The 17,441-nt window shown below is 59.3% G+C and carries 16 protein-coding genes; 10 read left to right on the forward strand and 6 right to left on the reverse strand.

Annotated features, from left to right (window positions below; all coding sequences use genetic code 11):
* The 6 genes from dibA (at window position 1) to KVG95_RS06635 (ending at window position 6,404) form a co-directional block, all read left to right on the forward strand.
* On the forward strand, window positions 1-1,920 hold the full coding sequence (gene dibA, locus KVG95_RS06610) for a phosphodiesterase DibA (RefSeq protein WP_217855082.1): 1,920 nt from the start codon (window positions 1-3) through the stop codon (window positions 1,918-1,920).
* Between the two features lie 286 nt (window positions 1,921-2,206).
* A complete protein-coding gene (gene oscA, locus KVG95_RS06615; RefSeq protein ID WP_052962923.1) occupies window positions 2,207-2,389 on the forward strand; it encodes a sulfur starvation response protein OscA in 183 nt (60 codons plus the stop codon).
* Window positions 2,390-2,470: 81 nt separating this feature from the next.
* Window positions 2,471-3,484: a sulfate ABC transporter substrate-binding protein gene (locus KVG95_RS06620; protein ID WP_217855084.1), complete on the forward strand. Its 1,014-nt coding sequence runs from the start codon at window positions 2,471-2,473 to the stop codon at window positions 3,482-3,484.
* A 226-nt stretch (window positions 3,485-3,710) separates the two neighbouring features.
* Entirely contained in the window at window positions 3,711-4,529 is an 819-nt protein-coding gene (gene cysT / locus KVG95_RS06625) for a sulfate ABC transporter permease subunit CysT (RefSeq protein ID WP_008068641.1), read from the forward strand.
* Between the two features lie 12 nt (window positions 4,530-4,541).
* A complete protein-coding gene (cysW, locus tag KVG95_RS06630; protein ID WP_052962920.1) occupies window positions 4,542-5,411 on the forward strand; it encodes a sulfate ABC transporter permease subunit CysW in 870 nt (289 codons plus the stop codon).
* Window positions 5,412-5,414: 3 nt separating this feature from the next.
* Window positions 5,415-6,404, forward strand: coding sequence for a sulfate/molybdate ABC transporter ATP-binding protein (locus tag KVG95_RS06635; RefSeq protein WP_030131596.1), 990 nt, complete (start codon window positions 5,415-5,417; stop codon window positions 6,402-6,404).
* A 107-nt stretch (window positions 6,405-6,511) separates the two neighbouring features.
* Here KVG95_RS06635 and KVG95_RS06640 read toward each other — a convergent pair whose 3' ends face one another.
* Window positions 6,512-7,030, reverse strand: a complete 519-nt coding sequence (locus tag KVG95_RS06640; RefSeq protein ID WP_217855086.1) for an Mpo1 family 2-hydroxy fatty acid dioxygenase — start codon at window positions 7,028-7,030, stop codon at window positions 6,512-6,514.
* A gap of 84 nt (window positions 7,031-7,114) precedes the next feature.
* On the opposite strand from KVG95_RS06640, the gene KVG95_RS06645 reads away from it, so the two are divergent.
* Window positions 7,115-7,801 carry a Crp/Fnr family transcriptional regulator gene (locus KVG95_RS06645; protein WP_217855088.1) on the forward strand — a complete coding sequence of 229 codons (687 nt, stop codon included), beginning with the start codon at window positions 7,115-7,117 and terminating at the stop codon, window positions 7,799-7,801.
* 77 nt (window positions 7,802-7,878) lie between these two features.
* Window positions 7,879-8,244: a response regulator gene (locus tag KVG95_RS06650; protein WP_217855090.1), complete on the forward strand. Its 366-nt coding sequence runs from the start codon at window positions 7,879-7,881 to the stop codon at window positions 8,242-8,244.
* 150 nt (window positions 8,245-8,394) lie between these two features.
* Here the strand turns inward: KVG95_RS06650 and KVG95_RS06655 are convergent, their stop codons facing one another.
* Complete coding sequence (locus KVG95_RS06655) at window positions 8,395-9,399, reverse strand: AraC family transcriptional regulator (RefSeq protein ID WP_217855092.1); 1,005 nt, start codon at window positions 9,397-9,399, stop codon at window positions 8,395-8,397.
* Window positions 9,400-9,499: 100 nt separating this feature from the next.
* Between KVG95_RS06655 and KVG95_RS06660 the strand changes: the two genes are divergently transcribed.
* A complete protein-coding gene (locus tag KVG95_RS06660; RefSeq protein ID WP_217855094.1) occupies window positions 9,500-10,573 on the forward strand; it encodes a fatty acid desaturase in 1,074 nt (357 codons plus the stop codon).
* Between the two features lie 133 nt (window positions 10,574-10,706).
* Here the strand turns inward: KVG95_RS06660 and KVG95_RS06665 are convergent, their stop codons facing one another.
* From KVG95_RS06665 to KVG95_RS06675, 3 genes are read right to left on the reverse strand one after another with little or no spacing between them, the layout of a single operon-like run.
* Window positions 10,707-12,317 (reverse strand): arylsulfatase, encoded by a 1,611-nt coding sequence (locus tag KVG95_RS06665; protein ID WP_217855096.1) that lies wholly within the window; start codon window positions 12,315-12,317, stop codon window positions 10,707-10,709.
* Window positions 12,318-12,331: 14 nt separating this feature from the next.
* Complete coding sequence (locus KVG95_RS06670; RefSeq protein ID WP_217855098.1) at window positions 12,332-13,147, reverse strand: ABC transporter ATP-binding protein; 816 nt, start codon at window positions 13,145-13,147, stop codon at window positions 12,332-12,334.
* A complete protein-coding gene (locus tag KVG95_RS06675) occupies window positions 13,144-14,742 on the reverse strand; it encodes an ABC transporter permease (protein ID WP_217855100.1) in 1,599 nt (532 codons plus the stop codon). The genes KVG95_RS06670 and KVG95_RS06675 overlap by 4 nt, the downstream gene beginning before the upstream one ends.
* 452 nt (window positions 14,743-15,194) lie before the next feature.
* Between KVG95_RS06675 and KVG95_RS06680 the strand changes: the two genes are divergently transcribed.
* Window positions 15,195-16,208 carry an ABC transporter substrate-binding protein gene (locus KVG95_RS06680; RefSeq protein WP_217855103.1) on the forward strand — a complete coding sequence of 338 codons (1,014 nt, stop codon included), beginning with the start codon at window positions 15,195-15,197 and terminating at the stop codon, window positions 16,206-16,208.
* Window positions 16,209-16,356: 148 nt separating this feature from the next.
* Here KVG95_RS06680 and KVG95_RS06685 read toward each other — a convergent pair whose 3' ends face one another.
* Window positions 16,357-17,277, reverse strand: a complete 921-nt coding sequence (locus KVG95_RS06685; RefSeq protein WP_217855105.1) for a LysR family transcriptional regulator — start codon at window positions 17,275-17,277, stop codon at window positions 16,357-16,359.
* Window positions 17,278-17,441: the final 164 nt, after the last annotated feature.

The raw sequence follows: 17,441 nt of genomic DNA on the forward strand, positions 1-17,441 counted from the left end.
ATGTCAGCCACCTATCGCGATGCTTTGCGTGCAACGCTGCTCTATCTGGTGCTTTCCGTAGCCTGGCTCCAGTTTAGTGGTTATTTACTGAACAGGTTCTTCGATAGTTCCACCGACCTGCTGCGCTGGCAACTGATCAACGGTTATGCCTGGGTGGCGTTCAGCGCCGGGCTGATCTTCATTGCACGGGCACGATTGTTTCGCTGCCTGGGTGTCGGCGCCAAATTGCGTGAGCGCACTGCAGACCGGGAGCGTTTGCGTCAGGCGGCAGCGGTGTTCGATTGCACCCGTGAAGGGGTGTTGGTCACTGATAGCAAAGGCTTGATCATCCATGTGAACCCGGCGTTCATGGAAATCACCGGCTACCCGCGCGAGGAAGTGCTGGGTCAGCGACCGAATATGTTCAAGTCGGGCCATCACCCACCGGGTTTCTACCAAGCGATGTTCGTGACACTCGACAGCCTCGGCGAGTGGAGCGGGGAAATCTGGAACCGTCGTAAAAGCGGCGAGATCTACCCGCAATGGCAGACGATCCGCCTCATCCGCGACGATCAGGGGCAGCTCAGCCAGTACGTTGCGGTGTTTTCCGACATTAGCGCGATCAAGAACTCCGAACATGAATTGACATACCTGGCCCATCACGATCCGCTGACTGATCTGCCCAATCGCCTGCTGCTTACCGACCGTGCCGGGCAGGCCGTGGCCTCGGCGCAGGTCCATAAGCGCGGTTGTGCGTTGCTGATGATCGACCTCGATCATTTCAAGTTGATCAATGACAGTCTCGGTCACAGTGTCGGTGACCAACTGCTCAAGGCTGTGGCTGAGCGCCTGAATGCCTTGTTCGGCCCGGGCAATACGCTGGCGCGGCTCAACGGCGACGAATTTGCAGTACTGACTGAAAACTGCCCACAACCGGGGCATGCCGCGGCGCTGGCTCAGCGGGTCATCGATGGCCTTAAAGAACCGTTCCAGGTCGACGGGCATCTGCTGTTCATCAATGCCAGCATCGGCATCAGCCTGTTCCCCAGCGATGCCTTGAGCGCCGAGCAATTGTTGCGCAATGCCGACTCGGCCCTGTTCAAGGCCAAGAGCGCGGGCCGCGACGGCTACGCCCTCTACACCGAAGAATTGACCGCGCATGCTCAGCAACGTGTGGAGATCGCGTTCCAATTGCGACGCGCGCTGGAGCAGCAGGAGTTGCGGGTTTATTACCAGTCCGTGCATGACCTCAAAACCAGTCGCCTGATCGGCGTCGAGGCCCTAGTGCGCTGGGAGCATCCGCAACGCGGTTTAATATCGCCGGCAGAGTTCATCCCCATCGCCGAACGCACCGGACTGATCGCCGAGATCGACGCCTGGGTCATGCGCCAGGCCTGCCAGCAGATGTGCCAGTGGCAAGCGGCGGGCGTGGTGTTGTCGTTTGTCGCGGTGAACGTTTCTTCTCGCCTGTTCGCCCGGCGCGAGTTGTATCAGCAGGTGGCTCAGGTGCTGCACGACACGGGCCTGGATCCGGCCTATCTGGAGCTGGAGGTCACTGAAAGCGCAGTAATGGAAGACCCGGAAGTGGCGCTGGAGCAGATGCATCGCTTGCGCGAGTTGGGCGTGCGGCTGGCCATCGATGACTTCGGCACAGGCTATTCATCGTTGCTGCGACTCAAGCGTTTGCCGGTGCAAAAGCTCAAGATCGATCAGGGATTTGTCGCGGGCTTGCCGGGTGATGAGGACGACGCGGCGATCGCGCGGGTAATCATTGCACTGGCTCAGAGCATGGGGATGCAAGTGCATGCCGAGGGGATCGAGCAGGTCGAGCAGGCGGCTTTCCTGCTCGAGCACGACTGCGATTTGGGGCAGGGGTACTGGTTTGGAAAGCCAGTGCCGGCGGCATTATTGGATTGGGCCCGGGCGCCAACGATTGGATGAGCGCTTGATCTGCTTTTTGTGGCGAGGGGGCTTGCCCCCGTTGGGTCGCGTAGCGGCCCCCAATTTTTGCGTCTGCTACGCAGCCGAACGGGGGCAAGCCCCCTCGCCACAGGGTTTTGTGAGCCCCTTGTCCCCCGCAAACCCTTGCCTTATCAATTAATTCATTATGGTTATATAAACATTCTTAAATAGTCTTTTTAAGAATATCAGCGCCTATCTACTATTGCCCCTACGCCGTAAGCAGTGCCCGCCACTGCCAGGCATCTCTCATTAAAGGAGCAGCACCATGAGCGCATCCCTACGTAGTGTTGACGGGCAGGACGAAGCCACCATTTTGCGTGAGATCCAGAGCGCCTTGCGCGATCTGCGCTTTGGTGCGGTGGAAATCACTGTGCACAACGCCCAGGTGGTTCAGATCGAACGCAAAGAGAAATTCCGTTTGCAGAACCCGAACAACAAACCGAGCTGAAGCGAAAGATCAAAAGAACAGGCAACCCGTTCCAGACCATAAGAAAAAGCCAACACATCAAGAATTCCAGGAGCTTTCACCATGTCGTCGATTCGTCATTTTGCTTTGGCCGCCCTGGCCAGTGCCCTTTTTGCTGGTTCCGCGGTTGCCAAGGATTACGAGCTGCTCAACGTGTCGTATGACCCGACCCGTGAGCTGTACCAGGAGTACAACGCCGAGTTCATCAACTTCTGGAAAAAAGACCACGCTGGCGACAACGTGAAAATCCAGCAGTCCCACGGTGGTTCGGGCAAGCAGGGCCGGGCGGTGATCGACGGTCTGCGGGCCGACGTGGTGACCCTGGCTCTGGCCGGTGACATCGATGAAGTCGCCAAGCTGGGCAAGAGCCTGCCGGTCGACTGGCAGAAGCGTCTGCCGGAAGCGAGCACGCCTTACACCTCGACCATCGTGTTCCTGGTGCGCAAGGGCAACCCGAAAGGCATCAAGGACTGGGGCGACCTGACCAAGAACGGCGTGGAAGTCATCACCCCGAACCCGAAAACCTCCGGCGGCGCACGCTGGAACTTCCTCGCGGCCTGGGCCTATGGCCTGAAAGCCAACGGCGGTAACGAGACCAAGGCCAAAGAGTACGTGCAGACCCTGTTTAAACACGTGCCTGTGCTGGACACCGGTGCTCGCGGCTCGACCATCACCTTCGTCAACAACGGTCAGGGCGACGTGTTGCTGGCCTGGGAAAACGAAGCCTTCCTGGCGTTGAAAGAAGACGGCGGCGCCGACAAGTTCGACATCGTCGTGCCTTCGCTGTCGATCCTGGCCGAACCACCAGTGGCCGTGGTCGACAAGAATGCCGAGAAAAAGGGCAACACCGAGATCGCCGAGGCGTACCTCAAACACCTGTACAGCCCGGCCGGCCAGGAAATCGCGGCAAAAAACTTCTATCGTCCACGTGACAAGGATGTGGCCGCCAAGTACGCCAAGCAGTTCCCGACACTGGAGTTGGTGACCATCGACAAGGACTTCGGTGGCTGGAAAACCGCGCAACCGAAATTCTTCAATGACGGTGGCGTGTTCGACCAGATTTATCAGGCGCAATAACCTGAAATGGATCAGTCAATGGACCTAATGTTGGTCAGTTGAGCGCAATCCATGTGGGAGCGGGCTTGCTCGCGAAGACGGCGGCACAGTCAGTATTGATGTCGCCTGATACACCGCCTTCGCGAGCAAGCCCGCTCCCACAGGTTTCGCACCTTTACTGCTGGCATTAGTCAACAGGCCCCGATTTCACCGTCGGGGCTTAGCGCATTTTCAACCAAGGACTTTTATGTCGCGTCGTATCTCCCCCGTCATACCCGGCTTCGGGCTGACGCTGGGCTACACCTTGGTGTACCTCAGCCTGATTGTGCTCATTCCACTGGCGGCGATGTTTGTTCATGCCGCTCAACTTACCTGGGAGCAGTTCTGGGCAATTATTTCGGCGCCACGGGTACTGGCGGCGCTGAAGCTGAGCTTCGGCACCGCGCTCTATGCCGCGATAATCAACGGCATCATTGGCACGCTGCTGGCCTGGGTGCTGGTGCGCTACACCTTCCCGGGACGCAAAGTCATCGATGCGATGATCGATTTGCCGTTTGCTTTGCCCACGGCCGTGGCCGGTATCGCACTGACCGCGCTGTACACCCCTACCGGCCTGGTGGGTCAGTTCGCGGCGGACCTGGGTTTCAAGATCGCCTACACCCCCCTCGGCATCACGCTGGCGCTGACTTTCGTGACGCTTCCATTCGTAGTACGTACGGTACAACCTGTACTGGCCGATATCCCGCGTGAAGTGGAGGAAGCGGCGGCTTGCCTCGGGGCGAAACCGTTACAGGTTTTTCGCCATATTCTGGTGCCCGCGCTGTTGCCAGCCTGGCTGACCGGGTTCGCTTTGGCCTTTGCCCGCGGGGTCGGCGAGTACGGTTCGGTGATTTTTATCGCCGGCAACATGCCGATGAAAACCGAAATTCTGCCGCTGCTGATCATGGTCAAACTCGACCAGTACGATTACACCGGCGCCACCTCCATTGGTGTACTGATGCTGGTGGTTTCCTTTGTCCTGTTGCTGCTGATCAACTTGCTGCAGCGGCGCATCGAAACCCCATAAGGAGGCGCGAACATGTCCCAATCGTCTATTGCAGCAGCCTCCTCGAACGCCGCCCGACGTGGCAGCGCCACTTCGCGGCGAATCCTTATCGGCCTCGGCTGGTTAGTATTTGCGCTGTTTCTGTTGTTGCCGCTGTTCATCGTGGTGTCCCAAGGCCTGAAGCTGGGCCTGGGGGCGTTCTTCACCGCGATCTTTGAGCCAGACGCCTTGTCGGCGTTGAAACTCACCGTGATCGCGGTGCTGATTTCGGTACCGTTGAACCTGGTGTTCGGTGTCAGCGCGGCATGGTGCGTGAGCAAATACTCGTTCCGCGGCAAGAGCATGCTGGTGACCCTGATCGACCTGCCGTTCTCGGTGTCGCCGGTGATTGCAGGTCTGGTTTACGTGTTGATGTTCGGCGCCCAAGGGCTGTTCGGCCCGTGGTTGCAGGACCACGACATCCAGATCGTCTTCGCCTTGCCGGGCATCGTGTTGGCGACGATTTTCGTCACCGTGCCGTTCGTGGCCCGTGAGTTGATCCCGCTGATGCAGGAACAAGGCACCCAAGAAGAAGAGGCCGCGCGCCTGCTCGGGGCCAATGGCTGGCAGATGTTCTGGCACGTCACCGTTCCCAATATCAAATGGGGCCTGATCTATGGCGTGGTGCTGTGTACGGCCCGGGCCATGGGTGAGTTCGGTGCGGTGTCGGTGGTTTCCGGGCACATTCGCGGGGTGACCAACACCCTGCCGCTGCACGTCGAGATCCTCTACAACGAATACAACCACGTGGCCGCGTTCGCCGTGGCGAGCCTGTTGCTGATCCTGGCGCTCTTCATCCTGCTGCTCAAGCAGTGGAGCGAAAACCGTATTAACCGCCTGCGCGCCAGCGCCGCGGAGGAATAAGTCATGTCGATCGAAGTGCGTAACGTCAGCAAGAACTTCCACGCGTTCAAGGCGCTGGACAATATCAGCCTGGACATTCAAAGCGGCGAGCTGGTGGCGCTGCTGGGGCCGTCCGGCTGCGGCAAGACCACGTTGCTGCGAATCATCGCCGGCCTGGAAACCCCGGATCAGGGCAACATCGTGTTCCATGGCGAAGACGTTTCCGGCCACGACGTGCGGGATCGCAATGTCGGTTTCGTGTTCCAGCACTACGCTCTGTTCCGGCACATGACGGTGTTCGACAATGTTGCTTTCGGGCTGCGTATGAAGCCGAAAAACCAGCGCCCGAACGAAAGCCAGATCGCGGTGAAAGTCCACGAACTGCTGAACATGGTGCAGCTGGATTGGTTGGCCGATCGCTACCCGGAACAACTCTCCGGCGGCCAGCGTCAGCGCATCGCGTTGGCCCGTGCCTTGGCGGTGGAGCCGAAAGTTTTGCTGCTCGACGAACCCTTCGGCGCGCTCGACGCCAAGGTCCGTAAAGAGCTGCGGCGCTGGCTCGCACGGCTGCACGAAGACATCAACCTGACCTCGGTGTTCGTGACCCACGACCAGGAAGAGGCGATGGAAGTCGCCGACCGTATCGTGGTGATGAACAAGGGGGTGATCGAGCAGATCGGTTCACCGGGCGACGTCTACGAAAACCCGGCCAGCGATTTCGTCTATCACTTCCTCGGCGATTCGAACCGTCTGCATTTAGGCGAAGACCGGCACGTGCTGTTCCGTCCACACGAAGTGTCGCTGTCGCGGCATGAACTGGAAGATCACCACGCGGCGCAAGTGCGGGATATTCGTCCGCTGGGCGCTACTACGCGGGTGACGCTGAAGGTTGAAGGCCAGAGCGAGTTGATCGAAGCTGAAGTGGTGAAGGATCACGACAGCCTGGTTGGATTGGCGAAGGGTGAGACGTTGTTCTTCAAACCGAAGGTCTGGCAGAAAGTCGCCAACCTTTAAAATCAAAAGCTTCGCGAGCAAGCCCGCTCCCACAGTGGATCTGCGTTGAACACACATCTGTGGCCAACCCAAAACCCTGTGGGAGCGGACTTGCTCGCGAAAGCGATCTACGCCGCAGCATCTTTCTGGCGCAAACGCACCCCCCCCACCCGCGCCTCGATCTGCTCTTTCAGCTCATGCCGCAACCCCAGCAAAAACGCCAACTCAACCACCACAAACAACGGGCCGACAATCAGCCCCGTCACATCATCGACAAACGCCGGTTTGCGTCCCTCGTAATGATGGCCGACAAACTGAATCGCCCATCCCACCACAAACATCCCGATACCGCTGGCCAGCCAGACCAGCGTAGTTTGCTGCGCGAGAACCTGACCCGCCCAAATGCACAGACCGAGCAACACGGACATCAACGCCCCAAGACGCACCTCCAGGCGCAGGTAAAACCACGCCGATGCCATCGCGACCAGCACCGCCGGCGAAATCCAGCCTCCGCCCCATTGCGGCCGTGACAGCAACACCGCGACCGCCACTACAATCAGCGGAATACCGATAAAGTGGCTGGCAATATTGCGCGGGTCACGGTGGTAGGCGGCGTATTGACTGAGATGGTCAACGAGGCTTTTCATTGTTATTCCTCCTGTAGGGTGACGGATGATGCCCCGGGTTCATCTCTCGCTCTGTCAGCCAGGCGACAATCTCCAGGAGTTTTCATGGACATGCAGGTTTGGCGTTCGCGCCTGGATACGGGGCAGTGGTTCAGTCATTTACCTGTTCCCTTACAGAATAGTCTGCTGGCTGCGGCCCGAGTGCGGCGCCTGCCGTCGGGGCAACTGCTGTTCAAACGCGGTGATCCGCCGTGCGGGCTGTATGCAGTGCTCGAAGGTTCGGTGCGCATTGGCGCGGTGAGCGAGCAGGGCAAGGAAGCGCTGCTGAGCCTGGTGGAAGCACCGCACTGGTTCGGCGAAATCTGCCTGTTCGATGGCCAGCCGCGAACCCACGATGCCTACGCCGTTGGCCAGTGCACGCTGTTGCACATCCCGCAGGCGACGCTACTGAAGTTGCTCGACCAACAACCGGTTTACTGGCGGCAACTGGCGTTGTTGATGAGCCACAAACTGCGCCTGACCTTCATCAACCTCGAACAGCTAAGCCTGATGCCAGCTCCGGCGCGCCTGGCCCATCGCTTGCTGATGATCGCCGAGGGTTACGGCGAAATCGATCCACCGCGCCGTGTTCTGCAACTGCCTCAGGAGCAGCTGGCGTCGATGTTGTCGCTGTCGCGCCAGACAACCAACCAGCTTCTCAAGGATTTGCAGGGGCAAGGGATTCTGGACCTCAAGTATGGCGAGATCGAGATTCTGGATGCCGAGCGGTTGCGAGCGTTGGCGGTGATTTGAAAAAAAGATCGCCACGGTATTGGTGGGCTTTATCCGCGAAGGCGCCTAGCCTGTGACAACGATAATCGAGGTGTGCCATGCGTGTGTTGCTAGTGGAAGACGAACCCGAGACCGCCAGTCTCCTGGCCAAAGGCCTGAGCGAAGCGAGTTACGCGGTGGACGTGGCGCTCAATGGCATGGACGGCCGGCGCTTTATCGAATCCGGCGAATACGAACTGATCATCCTCGACGTGATGCTGCCGGGGCTCAACGGCTGGCAGTTGCTGCAGCAGATCCGCAAGCTCGGCAACACGCCGGTGCTGCTCCTCACCACCAAGGACGGCATCGAAGATCGCCTGCGCGGGCTGGAGTTGCATGAGGATGATTACCTGCTCAAGCCGTTTGCCGTCAGTGAACTGGTGAAGCGGGTGCGCAAGCTATTGCGGCGGGATCGCGGGCGCTGAAGGTTGCGGCGTATGGACTACCGCCTTCGCGGGCAAGCCCGCTCCCACAGTGGTTCTGGGTGAATCACTGTGTTGTGAGCAACCGAAAACCCTGTGGGAGCGGGCTTACCCGCGAAGAGGCGGGAATATACAAAACACCTTCCGGATCTGTCACCGCAACCCATCCCGAAACTGCCCCGGCGTCATCCCGGTCCAGCGTTTGAACGCACGACTGAAGCTGCTGGTGTCGGCGAACCCCAGCAGATAACTGATTTCGCCCAACGAGCACAGCGGATCACGCAGGTGCAGCAACGCCAGGTTTTCCCGACTTTCGTTGAGCAGCGTATCGAATCGACAACCTTCGTCCGCCAGGTGCCGTTGCAGGCTGCGTAGACTCAAGTGCAGCGCCTGGGCGATACAATCGGCCGACGGTTCGCCTTCGGGTAATTGCTCTTCAATGGCGTCGCGAACCTTGCGCTCCCAGGTCAGGGGCTTGAGTTGCGCCAGGGTGCGTTTGAGCACGGTTTCGTTGTGCTCGGCCAGTTCCGGGTTGGCGTCGTCCAGGTGACTGTCGAAATCCAGCAGAGCGAACTCCAGTCGGTCTTCATCGGCGTTGAAATACACCGGCGAGCGGAACACTTTGTGCCATTGATGGGGGTCGGCAGGTTCCGGACGGCGCAGGTACACCGCCAACGGGGCGTAGTCACGGCCCAGGCGATTGCGGCAGGTGCGCACGTAAATCGCCGCGAAGGCATCAATGGCTTCGAAGGCTGGCGCGGGGTTGCCTTGGGGGATTTTCAGGCGGAAGCAGTAGCGATCCTCGGCGCGGATCAGCTCCAGATCCAGCGCGTTACTGACCACCTGGTGATAACGCACGATGCGCTCGAAGACCTCCCGCAAACTGCCGCTGGCCACCAACGCATAACCCAGCGCATGAAAGGTGGTGGGGCTGACGAAACGCGACACCCGCAAGCCAATCGCCGGATCGCCGCTGACCTGCACCGCTATTTGCCACAGGCGCGTGGTACCGGACAACGGGTAACGGGCGTTCGGGTCGTCCATCAACTGTGGGTCGAGCCCCGCCTGTTGGCACAGGGCGGTGCTGTCGAGCCCCAGCGCATCGAGCTGCTTGCGCAGGGCGCGGGTCCAGCTGGCGAGGGAGGTCGGTTCTGTCATGTTGATTGGCGCGTCCGGTCAACAGGTTGGCGTTCACGGCTACCGCTCAGTAAAGCATCACGGGGCAGGATGCGAACATCAATAACCAGAGGATGGAAGCATGGACGGTACTTCTGCAAGTCCCCAGCGACTGAATGCAGCACAGCGATCAGCGCATATTCGCGAGGTGGTATTGGCCAAGGGCGTCGAACTGCGTCAGCGCTACCCGATTCTCAACCATCAGGACGCCTTGGGTGCGGGCATTCTGGCCTTCGCCTTGGCCGGGATGATCGGCTCCGCAGCGCTGTACATCACCGGGTACATGGCTTGGTGGGTATGCCTGCTACTCAACGCGTTTTTTGCTTCGCTGACCCACGAGCTGGAGCATGACCTGATCCACAGCATGTACTTCCGCAAACAGCGCGTGCCGCACAACCTGATGATGGGTCTGGTGTGGCTGGCGCGACCGAGCACCATCAACCCCTGGATCCGCCGCCATTTGCACCTAAACCATCACAAGGTGTCCGGCAGCGAAGCCGACATGGAAGAGCGGGCGATCACCAACGGTGAGCCCTGGGGCATCGCGCGGCTGTTGATGGTCGGCGACAACGTGATGTCGGCGTTCATCCGCATGCTGCGGGCCAGGACCTGGGCGCACAAGTTCAGCATCATCAAGCGTTCTCTGAAAGTCTATGCGCCACTGGCGCTGGTGCATTGGGGGGCGTGGTACGTGTTTCTCGGTTTTCACGCCGCCAATGGCATTGCGCATCTGTTGGGTGCGCCTATCGAATGGTCGGCGACTACATTGACGATGATGCAGGTGATCGACATCGCTGCCGTGGTGATCATCGGCCCGAACGTGTTGCGCACGTTCTGCCTGCATTTTGTCAGCTCGAATATGCACTACTACGGTGACGTGGAACCCGGCAATGTGATCCAGCAAACGCAGGTGTTGAACCCTTGGTGGATGTGGCCGTTGCAGGCGTTCTGCTTCAACTTTGGCAGCAGCCACGGGATCCATCATTTTGTGGTGAAAGAACCGTTTTATATCCGCCAGATGACCGTCCCGGTGGCGCATAAGGTGATGCGCGAGATGGGGGTGAGGTTCAATGATTTTGGCACGTTCGGGCGGGCGAACCGGTTTGTGCGCAAGGAGAAAGTGGTGGGGGAAGAGGGGCGTACGGTTCGGGCTTGACGGGTTGTTTTTGAGGGCCTCTTCGCGAGCAAGCCCGCTCCCACATTTGATCTTCAGTGAACACAAAATTTGTGAACAACATAGATCCAGTGTGGGAGCGGGCTTGCTCGCGAATGCGGTCGTTCAGATGCCATCAATCCGGCTGAAACGGCGATTCACTCAAAATCACCCCGGTCTCATCCACATACCGCTGCCAATGCTCGATCAAGGCAGTGAGCTTCTCGGGCTGACTTAATGCCAGGTCATGAATCTCCCCCGGGTCGCTTCCCAAGTCATATAGCTGCCAAGTCGCCGGCCCCACTGGCCCCGGGATGTACACCGCTTTCCATTGCCCCTGACGAATCGCCCGCCGTCCAAACAACTCCCAGCCGGTGACGGTGTACTCGTCATGCACCTGCGCGGTCTCTCCGGACAGAAACCCCAACCACGATTTTCCGCGCAACGGCGCCACCGGCTTGCCTCGCCACTGCTTGCCCGGATGGCGCACACCCGCCAGATCGAGAAGGGTTGGCGTGATGTCCATCACCGTGCCGAAGCCATGGCTGATTTGCCCCTTGATCGGTAGTTGCGGGTAGTGCACCAGCGCCGGTACGCGAATCCCGCCCTCGGTGGTGAATGCCTTGAACAACCGCGACGGTGCGGTGGCGGTCTGAGCCCAGTTCGGGCCGTACCAGACGTAGGAATTGGCGCGGCCGATGTTGTCCAGGCTGTTGTCGTAATGCTGATTCAGGTACGTCAGCAGCTCGGGCCCGAACTTTGGAAACGCCTCCAACAGCGCACCCTCCGCCCCGTTGTCCGACATGAACAGGATGAAGGTGTTGTCCAGTTGCCCTTGGTTGCGCAGGTAATCGACCACACGGCCGATGTTCCAGTCCATGCGCTCGACCATCGCCGCGTAAACCTCCATGGCCCGTGCGGAGATCTGCCTTTGTTCGTCGCTCAAGGCCTCCCACTGAGCGCTTAGTTGAATCAGCGGATGGGGCTCGACATCGACGTCGATCAGCCCCAGAGATTTAAGCTTTGCCAAACGTTCAAGACGCAAAACTTCGGGGCCGGCGTCATAGCGGCCTCGGTATTTATCGACTATCTCTTTGGGTGCCTGCAACGGCCAATGTGGCGCGGAGAACGGCAGATAGGCGAAGAACGGTCGTGTCTGATCGCGCTCTTTGAGGTACTGCAGCAGCTTGTCGCCGAAGGCATCGGAGGAATAAAAATCCTTCGGCAGTTCATCGATGAAGGTGGTGTCTTCGATGTACAGCGCCGGGGTGGATTTCAGCAGTCTCGGTGTTTGTTCGTCATAGGTCGGCTCGAAACCGTAATGGTTGGCGGCGCCGGGCAGCAGCGAAAATGAGCGCTCGAAACCCCGGGCATGGGGTGCCAGTTCAGCGGTCAGGCCCAAATGCCATTTGCCGCTCATCAACGTCTGGTAGCCGGCCTCACGCAGCAGTTCGGGCAACGCCACTACGCGGTCGTTCAGATAGCCTTCGTAACCCGGTTTTCCGATCAGCTCCGGGGTCAGCGCTTCGGCCATGGTGCCGATGCCGGCGATGTGGTGATCGGTGCCGGTGAGCAGCATCGAGCGGGTCGGCGAGCAGGTCGGCGCGGTATGGAAATCGGTCAGTCGCAGGCCGTTGTTGGCCAGGGCGTCGAGGTTCGGCGTGGCAATTTCGCCGCCGAATGCACCGATATCGGAAAAGCCCAGGTCATCGGCCAGGATCACCAGAAAATTGGGACGTTGCGGCATCAAAAGTCTCCTGATCAGCAGGCAATAAAAGACAGCGGCAGATCGTGGATCTGCACCGGCCCGCTTGGTTGGTAATGGTCGTCGCTGGTGAGTTCGTGAAGCAGCTCTTCACGCAGCTGATGGAAATCGAAGTTGCTGCGCTGGCGCGGATGGGGCAGGGCAATGTCGACCACTTGCTTGATCCGCCCGGGGCGCGGTTCCATCACCACCACGCGGTCGGCGAGGAAGATCGCCTCCTCGACATCGTGGGTGACCAGCACCGTGGTGATTTTTGCCCGGGCGCGAATCGCCAGCAGCTCGTCCTGCATCTGCTGACGGGTCAAGGCATCGAGGGCGCCGAAAGGTTCGTCGAGCAGCAGAATTCGCGGGCTTGCCACCAGGCCGCGAGCGATAGCCACCCGTTGCGCCATGCCGCCAGAGAGTTGATGGGGATAGGCCCGGATGAAATCGGTTAGCCCCACCAGTTCGATGAAATCGCCGATGCGTTGGTGCTTTTGCTCGGCGCTCAGCGGCTCGTTGACCAGGCCCAGGCCGATGTTGTCTTCCACCGTCAGCCATGGAAACAAGCGATGTTCCTGAAAGACGATGCCGCGTTCGCTGCCGATGCCAGTGACGGCTGTTCCGTCCACCGTTATCTGCCCGCGAAACTGCGTATCGAGGCCCACCAACAGCCGCAGCAAGGTAGATTTTCCGCAGCCACTGGAACCGACGATGGCGACGAATTCGCCCTCGGCGATGTCCAGGCTGAATTCGCGAATGGCCTCCAGCTCAACGCCATCGACGTCGAAGGATTTGCCCACGTGATTGAAGCTGACAATCGGTGCGTTCATGCATGTCTCCAGCGGGTGGCGCGGATTTCGAGGCGTTGGCCTATGAGGTTGAGCAGGGCGCCGGTCAGTCCCACCAGCAACATGCCGGCCATGATCAGGTCCATGCGCAGCAGTTGCTGGGCACCGATCATCTGGCTGCCGATGCCACCGTTGGACGGCATGAAATATTCGGCACCGATGGTGCCGAGCCAGGCGTAGATCAGGCTCAGCCTGAGCCCTGCGAAAACTCCCGGCGCGGCGCCCGGCAAAACCAGTCGACGCAGCCGTTGCAGAAGACTCAGGCGCAACACCTGGGCGGCTTCGTTGAGTTGTGGCGAGAGGTTGGCGACGCTGCGCTGGGTGGCGATGAACAGCGGGAAAAACGCGGCGAGGGCGACGAACACCCATTTGGCCAATTCCCCCAGACCGAACCACGCAGTGAGCAACGGCACCCAGGCGAAAATCGCGATTTGACGGAGCGCTCCAAGCGTCGGGCCGAGCACGCGTTCGCTGGTGCGTGAAAGCCCCAGTAGCAGCCCCAGCGCAAAGCCGAGACCGCCGCCCAGCAGCAGGCCACCGAGGGTACGGCCCAGACTCAAGGCCATGCCGTTGATCAACGTGCCGCCGAACAAACCGTTCCAGGTGGTTTCCAGTACTACCAAGGGACTGACCAGAATGTTCGCGTCGACCCACTGCTGATTCGTCGCCAGTTGCCACAGCGTCAGCAACGCCAATGGCAGCAGCCACGGTTGCACGCGTTGCCAGCCCTGATAACGCGGGCCGCGACGAATCTCTGCGGTGGCCGGGTGCGGCCAGTGCACCAGTTTTTTGTCCAGCAGGCCGATGCCACGATCCATGACCACGCCAATGAGGCCAATGACCACGATGCAGACGAAGACGATATCAAGCATGAACAACTGTCGGGCCCAAACCATCAGGTAACCGATGCCTTCGCTGGAGGCGAGCAATTCAACGGCCAGCAACGACGTCCAGCCGGCTGACAGCGCAAGGCGCACGCCGGCCATGAACGCTGGCAGCGCTGCCGGTAGCACCAGACGGCGAATCAACAGTCTCGGCGGCAAGCGCAACACGGCAGCGGCCTCACGCAGCCTGGGTTGCGCATCACGCACGCCGACCAGCGTGTGCAGCGTCACCGGAACCACGATGGCTTTGATCAGCACTACCAGTTTCAGCACTTCGCCGATGCCAAAAAACACCATAAACAACGGAATCCACGCCAGGGTCGGGACTTGCGCCAAACCGGCGAATGTCGGGAAAACCAAGCGCTCGAGACGGCGACTGAACCCCAGCGCTGCGCCCAAAATCGCACCGGCGCCGATTCCGGCGAGCAGTCCCCAAAACAAGCGTTGCAGGCTGATCCACAGGTGGCTCCACAACTCGCCTTGGGACAATTCCACCGCGCTGCTCCAGACCAATGAAGGCGCGGGCAGGATCTGCTCGCTCATCCAGTGATTACGGCTGGCCAGCCACCAAAGTGCGAAAAGACTGATTGGCAACAGCCAGGGCAATAGCCGTTGGCTCAGGCTTGGCCAAAGGGCTCGATATTTGAGCGGCGGGGCGGTCAGCGGCAGGCTGAGCAGGGAAACACGGGCCATGGGTGACCTCCGTTGTCGACCTGTAGGAGCGAGGCTTGTGTGGCGAGGGGGCTTGCCCCAGTTCGACTGCGAAGCAGTCGTAAAATCAGTCACCACTTTCTAATTCAAGATCGCGGTGACTGTTTTTAGGGGCGCTTCGCACCCCAACGGGGCAAGCCCCCTCGCCACACAAGCTCGCTCCCATAGGTCAGATGTATGCAAATTCGATCTATAAAAATTTAATTCAATGCTATTGAGAGATAAGCGAGACCATTTAAGGCCTACAGCCCACACGCATCCAATGCATTCGAAGAATATTTTCGATGCTGTCCATGCATACCCGATCAAGATGCCCGCGCCAGCTTGCTTAGGTCTAAAAGATATAAAAATGTGAATTTATAGTATTTAAGTGCTGATGCAGATTAAGCCTACTTTCGACTCCTCAACGCCCGTCGCCACCAGGAGTCGCACCCATGAACCTCCCCTTCAAACGTGTCATCAGTCTGTTTGCCGCGCCGGCCCTGGCGGGTTTGCTGGCATTCACGGCCAACGCCTCCGAGCTCAAGGAAATCAGGATCGCCGTACCCGACCTCAGCGCTGGAACCCAGCACAGCGGCGGCGGGGTGGTGGACGTATTGCGCAGCCAGCAAATCTACGAAAAGGCCTTCGCCGACCAGGGCATCAAGATTCAGTGGAGTTTCTTCAAGGGGGCCGGGCCGGTGATTAACGAGGCTTTTGCCAACGGGCAGGTGGACCTGGCCTACCTCGGCGATCTGGCGGCGATCATCGGCAAGTCGAATGGCTTGGACACACGGCTGCTCAGCGCCACGGCACGTGGAGTGAAACAGTATCTGGGCGTGGTGCCGGGCTCGGGAATCAAAACGCTGCAAGACCTCAAAGGCAAACGTGTGGCGATCTTTCGGGGTACCGCCACCCAGTTGTCCTTCGATGCGGCATTAGCCAGCCAGGGTTTGAGCGAGAAGGACGTAAAGATCATCAACCTCGACTTCAACGGTGCCGTTGCAGCGCTGGCGGCCAAGCAGATCGATGCATCCTGGGGCAGCTCCGGGTTGACGGCTTTGCAAGCAAAAGGGTTGGCCGAGTTGCCTCTGAACACCAAGGACCTGGGCGGCGCGGGCAGTATTCAGGCTGTGTTGGTGGGTACCGGAAAGTTTGTCGACGAGAATCCCGAAGTCGTCGCCAAATTGCTGAAGGCCCAGCAGCAGGCAGTGGAGTGGTTGACTCAGGACAGCAACAAGGACGCGTACATTCAGTTGGTGTCGGGGTTGGCGAGTTACCCGGCGGTGATTCTCACGCAGGATCTGAAGGATCAAAAATTGAGCGAGGTTTTCCCGTCGACGCTGGACCCGGTGTTCCTGGGGAAATTGCAAGACGCGGTGGACCTGGCTTCGCAGCAGAAACTGATTCGCAAGCCGTTCAAGGTGAGCGATTGGGTGGCGCCTGAGTTGGCTGCCGCAAAACTTTAAAGCGAACACTTGTGGCGAGGGAGCTTGCTCCCGCTCGGCTGCGCAGCAGTCGCAATCCGGTCATCGCACTCTTTCTGAGTAAACGCGCTGGCTGGTTTGGGACCGCTTCGCGGTCCAGCGGGAGCAAGCTCCCTCGCCACAAAAGCTATCAAACCGCGACAGCGATTTGCTGTTTATCCACCGCCACCAACGTCTCGATCATTGCTCTTGCCGCCGGCGACAACCGAAACCCCGTGCGACTCACAATCCCGCACCGGGCATTCATGCTCTCGATGTTTTGCGGCAAATTGCGCCAGTGCAGCAGTGCCAACGAACCCTGGGCGATGTCCTCGACAAACGCCTCGTGGGTCCCCACGCCGATGGCATTGGATTGCAGCACGATCTTCACTAGCGCCGGAAAATGTTCAGTCTCGATGGTCGGCGAAAAGTCCATCCGCCCACTGAGGTTCGCCAGCAATTTGCGAATACCCGGCGGGATCAGCGTGGTCGCCAATGGATAGTCGAACATGTCGTTGGTCGACAGGCTTTCCTTGGCGAGCAGCGGATGCCCCGGCCGGCAGAAAAACACCCCGCGCTTGGGGGTCAGGGCCTGGGTCTGGAAGTTCGGATCGGCCTCGAAATGACGAATGTCAGCAATGAAGAATTCGATCTCTTCGCGGCTCAGTGCACGGCTGAGTTTTTCCCAGTTATCCACTTGAAAACAGGTGCGCACTTTCGGGTGTGCATTGATGAATTGCGCCACGGCGTCCGGCACCAGTTTCACTGCTGGCGCCGGGCCGCAACCGAAGCGCAGTTCACCGGCGTCGAGTTTGGTCATTTGCGTCACTTCGGCGCTGAGCAGTGCTGCCCCCTGCACCAATGTCAGTGCGTGTTGCAGTACTACCTGGCCTTCGGGCGTGGGGCGTAAATCCTTGTTGCCGCGGTCCACCAGCACGCAACCGAACTCTTGCTCCAGCCCCTGAATGCTGCGGCTGAATGCCGGTTGAGTGATGCCCATGGCGTCGGCTGCGCGGACAAAACTGCGGTATTCGTTGAGGGCGATGAAGTAGCGCAACTGGCGAAGATCCATATGCTTTCCCGGCATCCTAAAAATAGTTCGAAGGCATTTGCGACGAGGGTGGTTGAGGTTTTAAATGCAAGCTCTTATTCCGTCAACGAAGCATGTGAATATCTATTAGATCTAAAGTGAATATAGATAGAGCGTTGTTTCGCTGCCGCTCAACCGTCAGCAGT

The organism is Pseudomonas farris (assembly GCF_019145235.1).
In the GTDB taxonomy this organism is placed as follows: domain Bacteria; phylum Pseudomonadota; class Gammaproteobacteria; order Pseudomonadales; family Pseudomonadaceae; genus Aquipseudomonas; species Aquipseudomonas farris.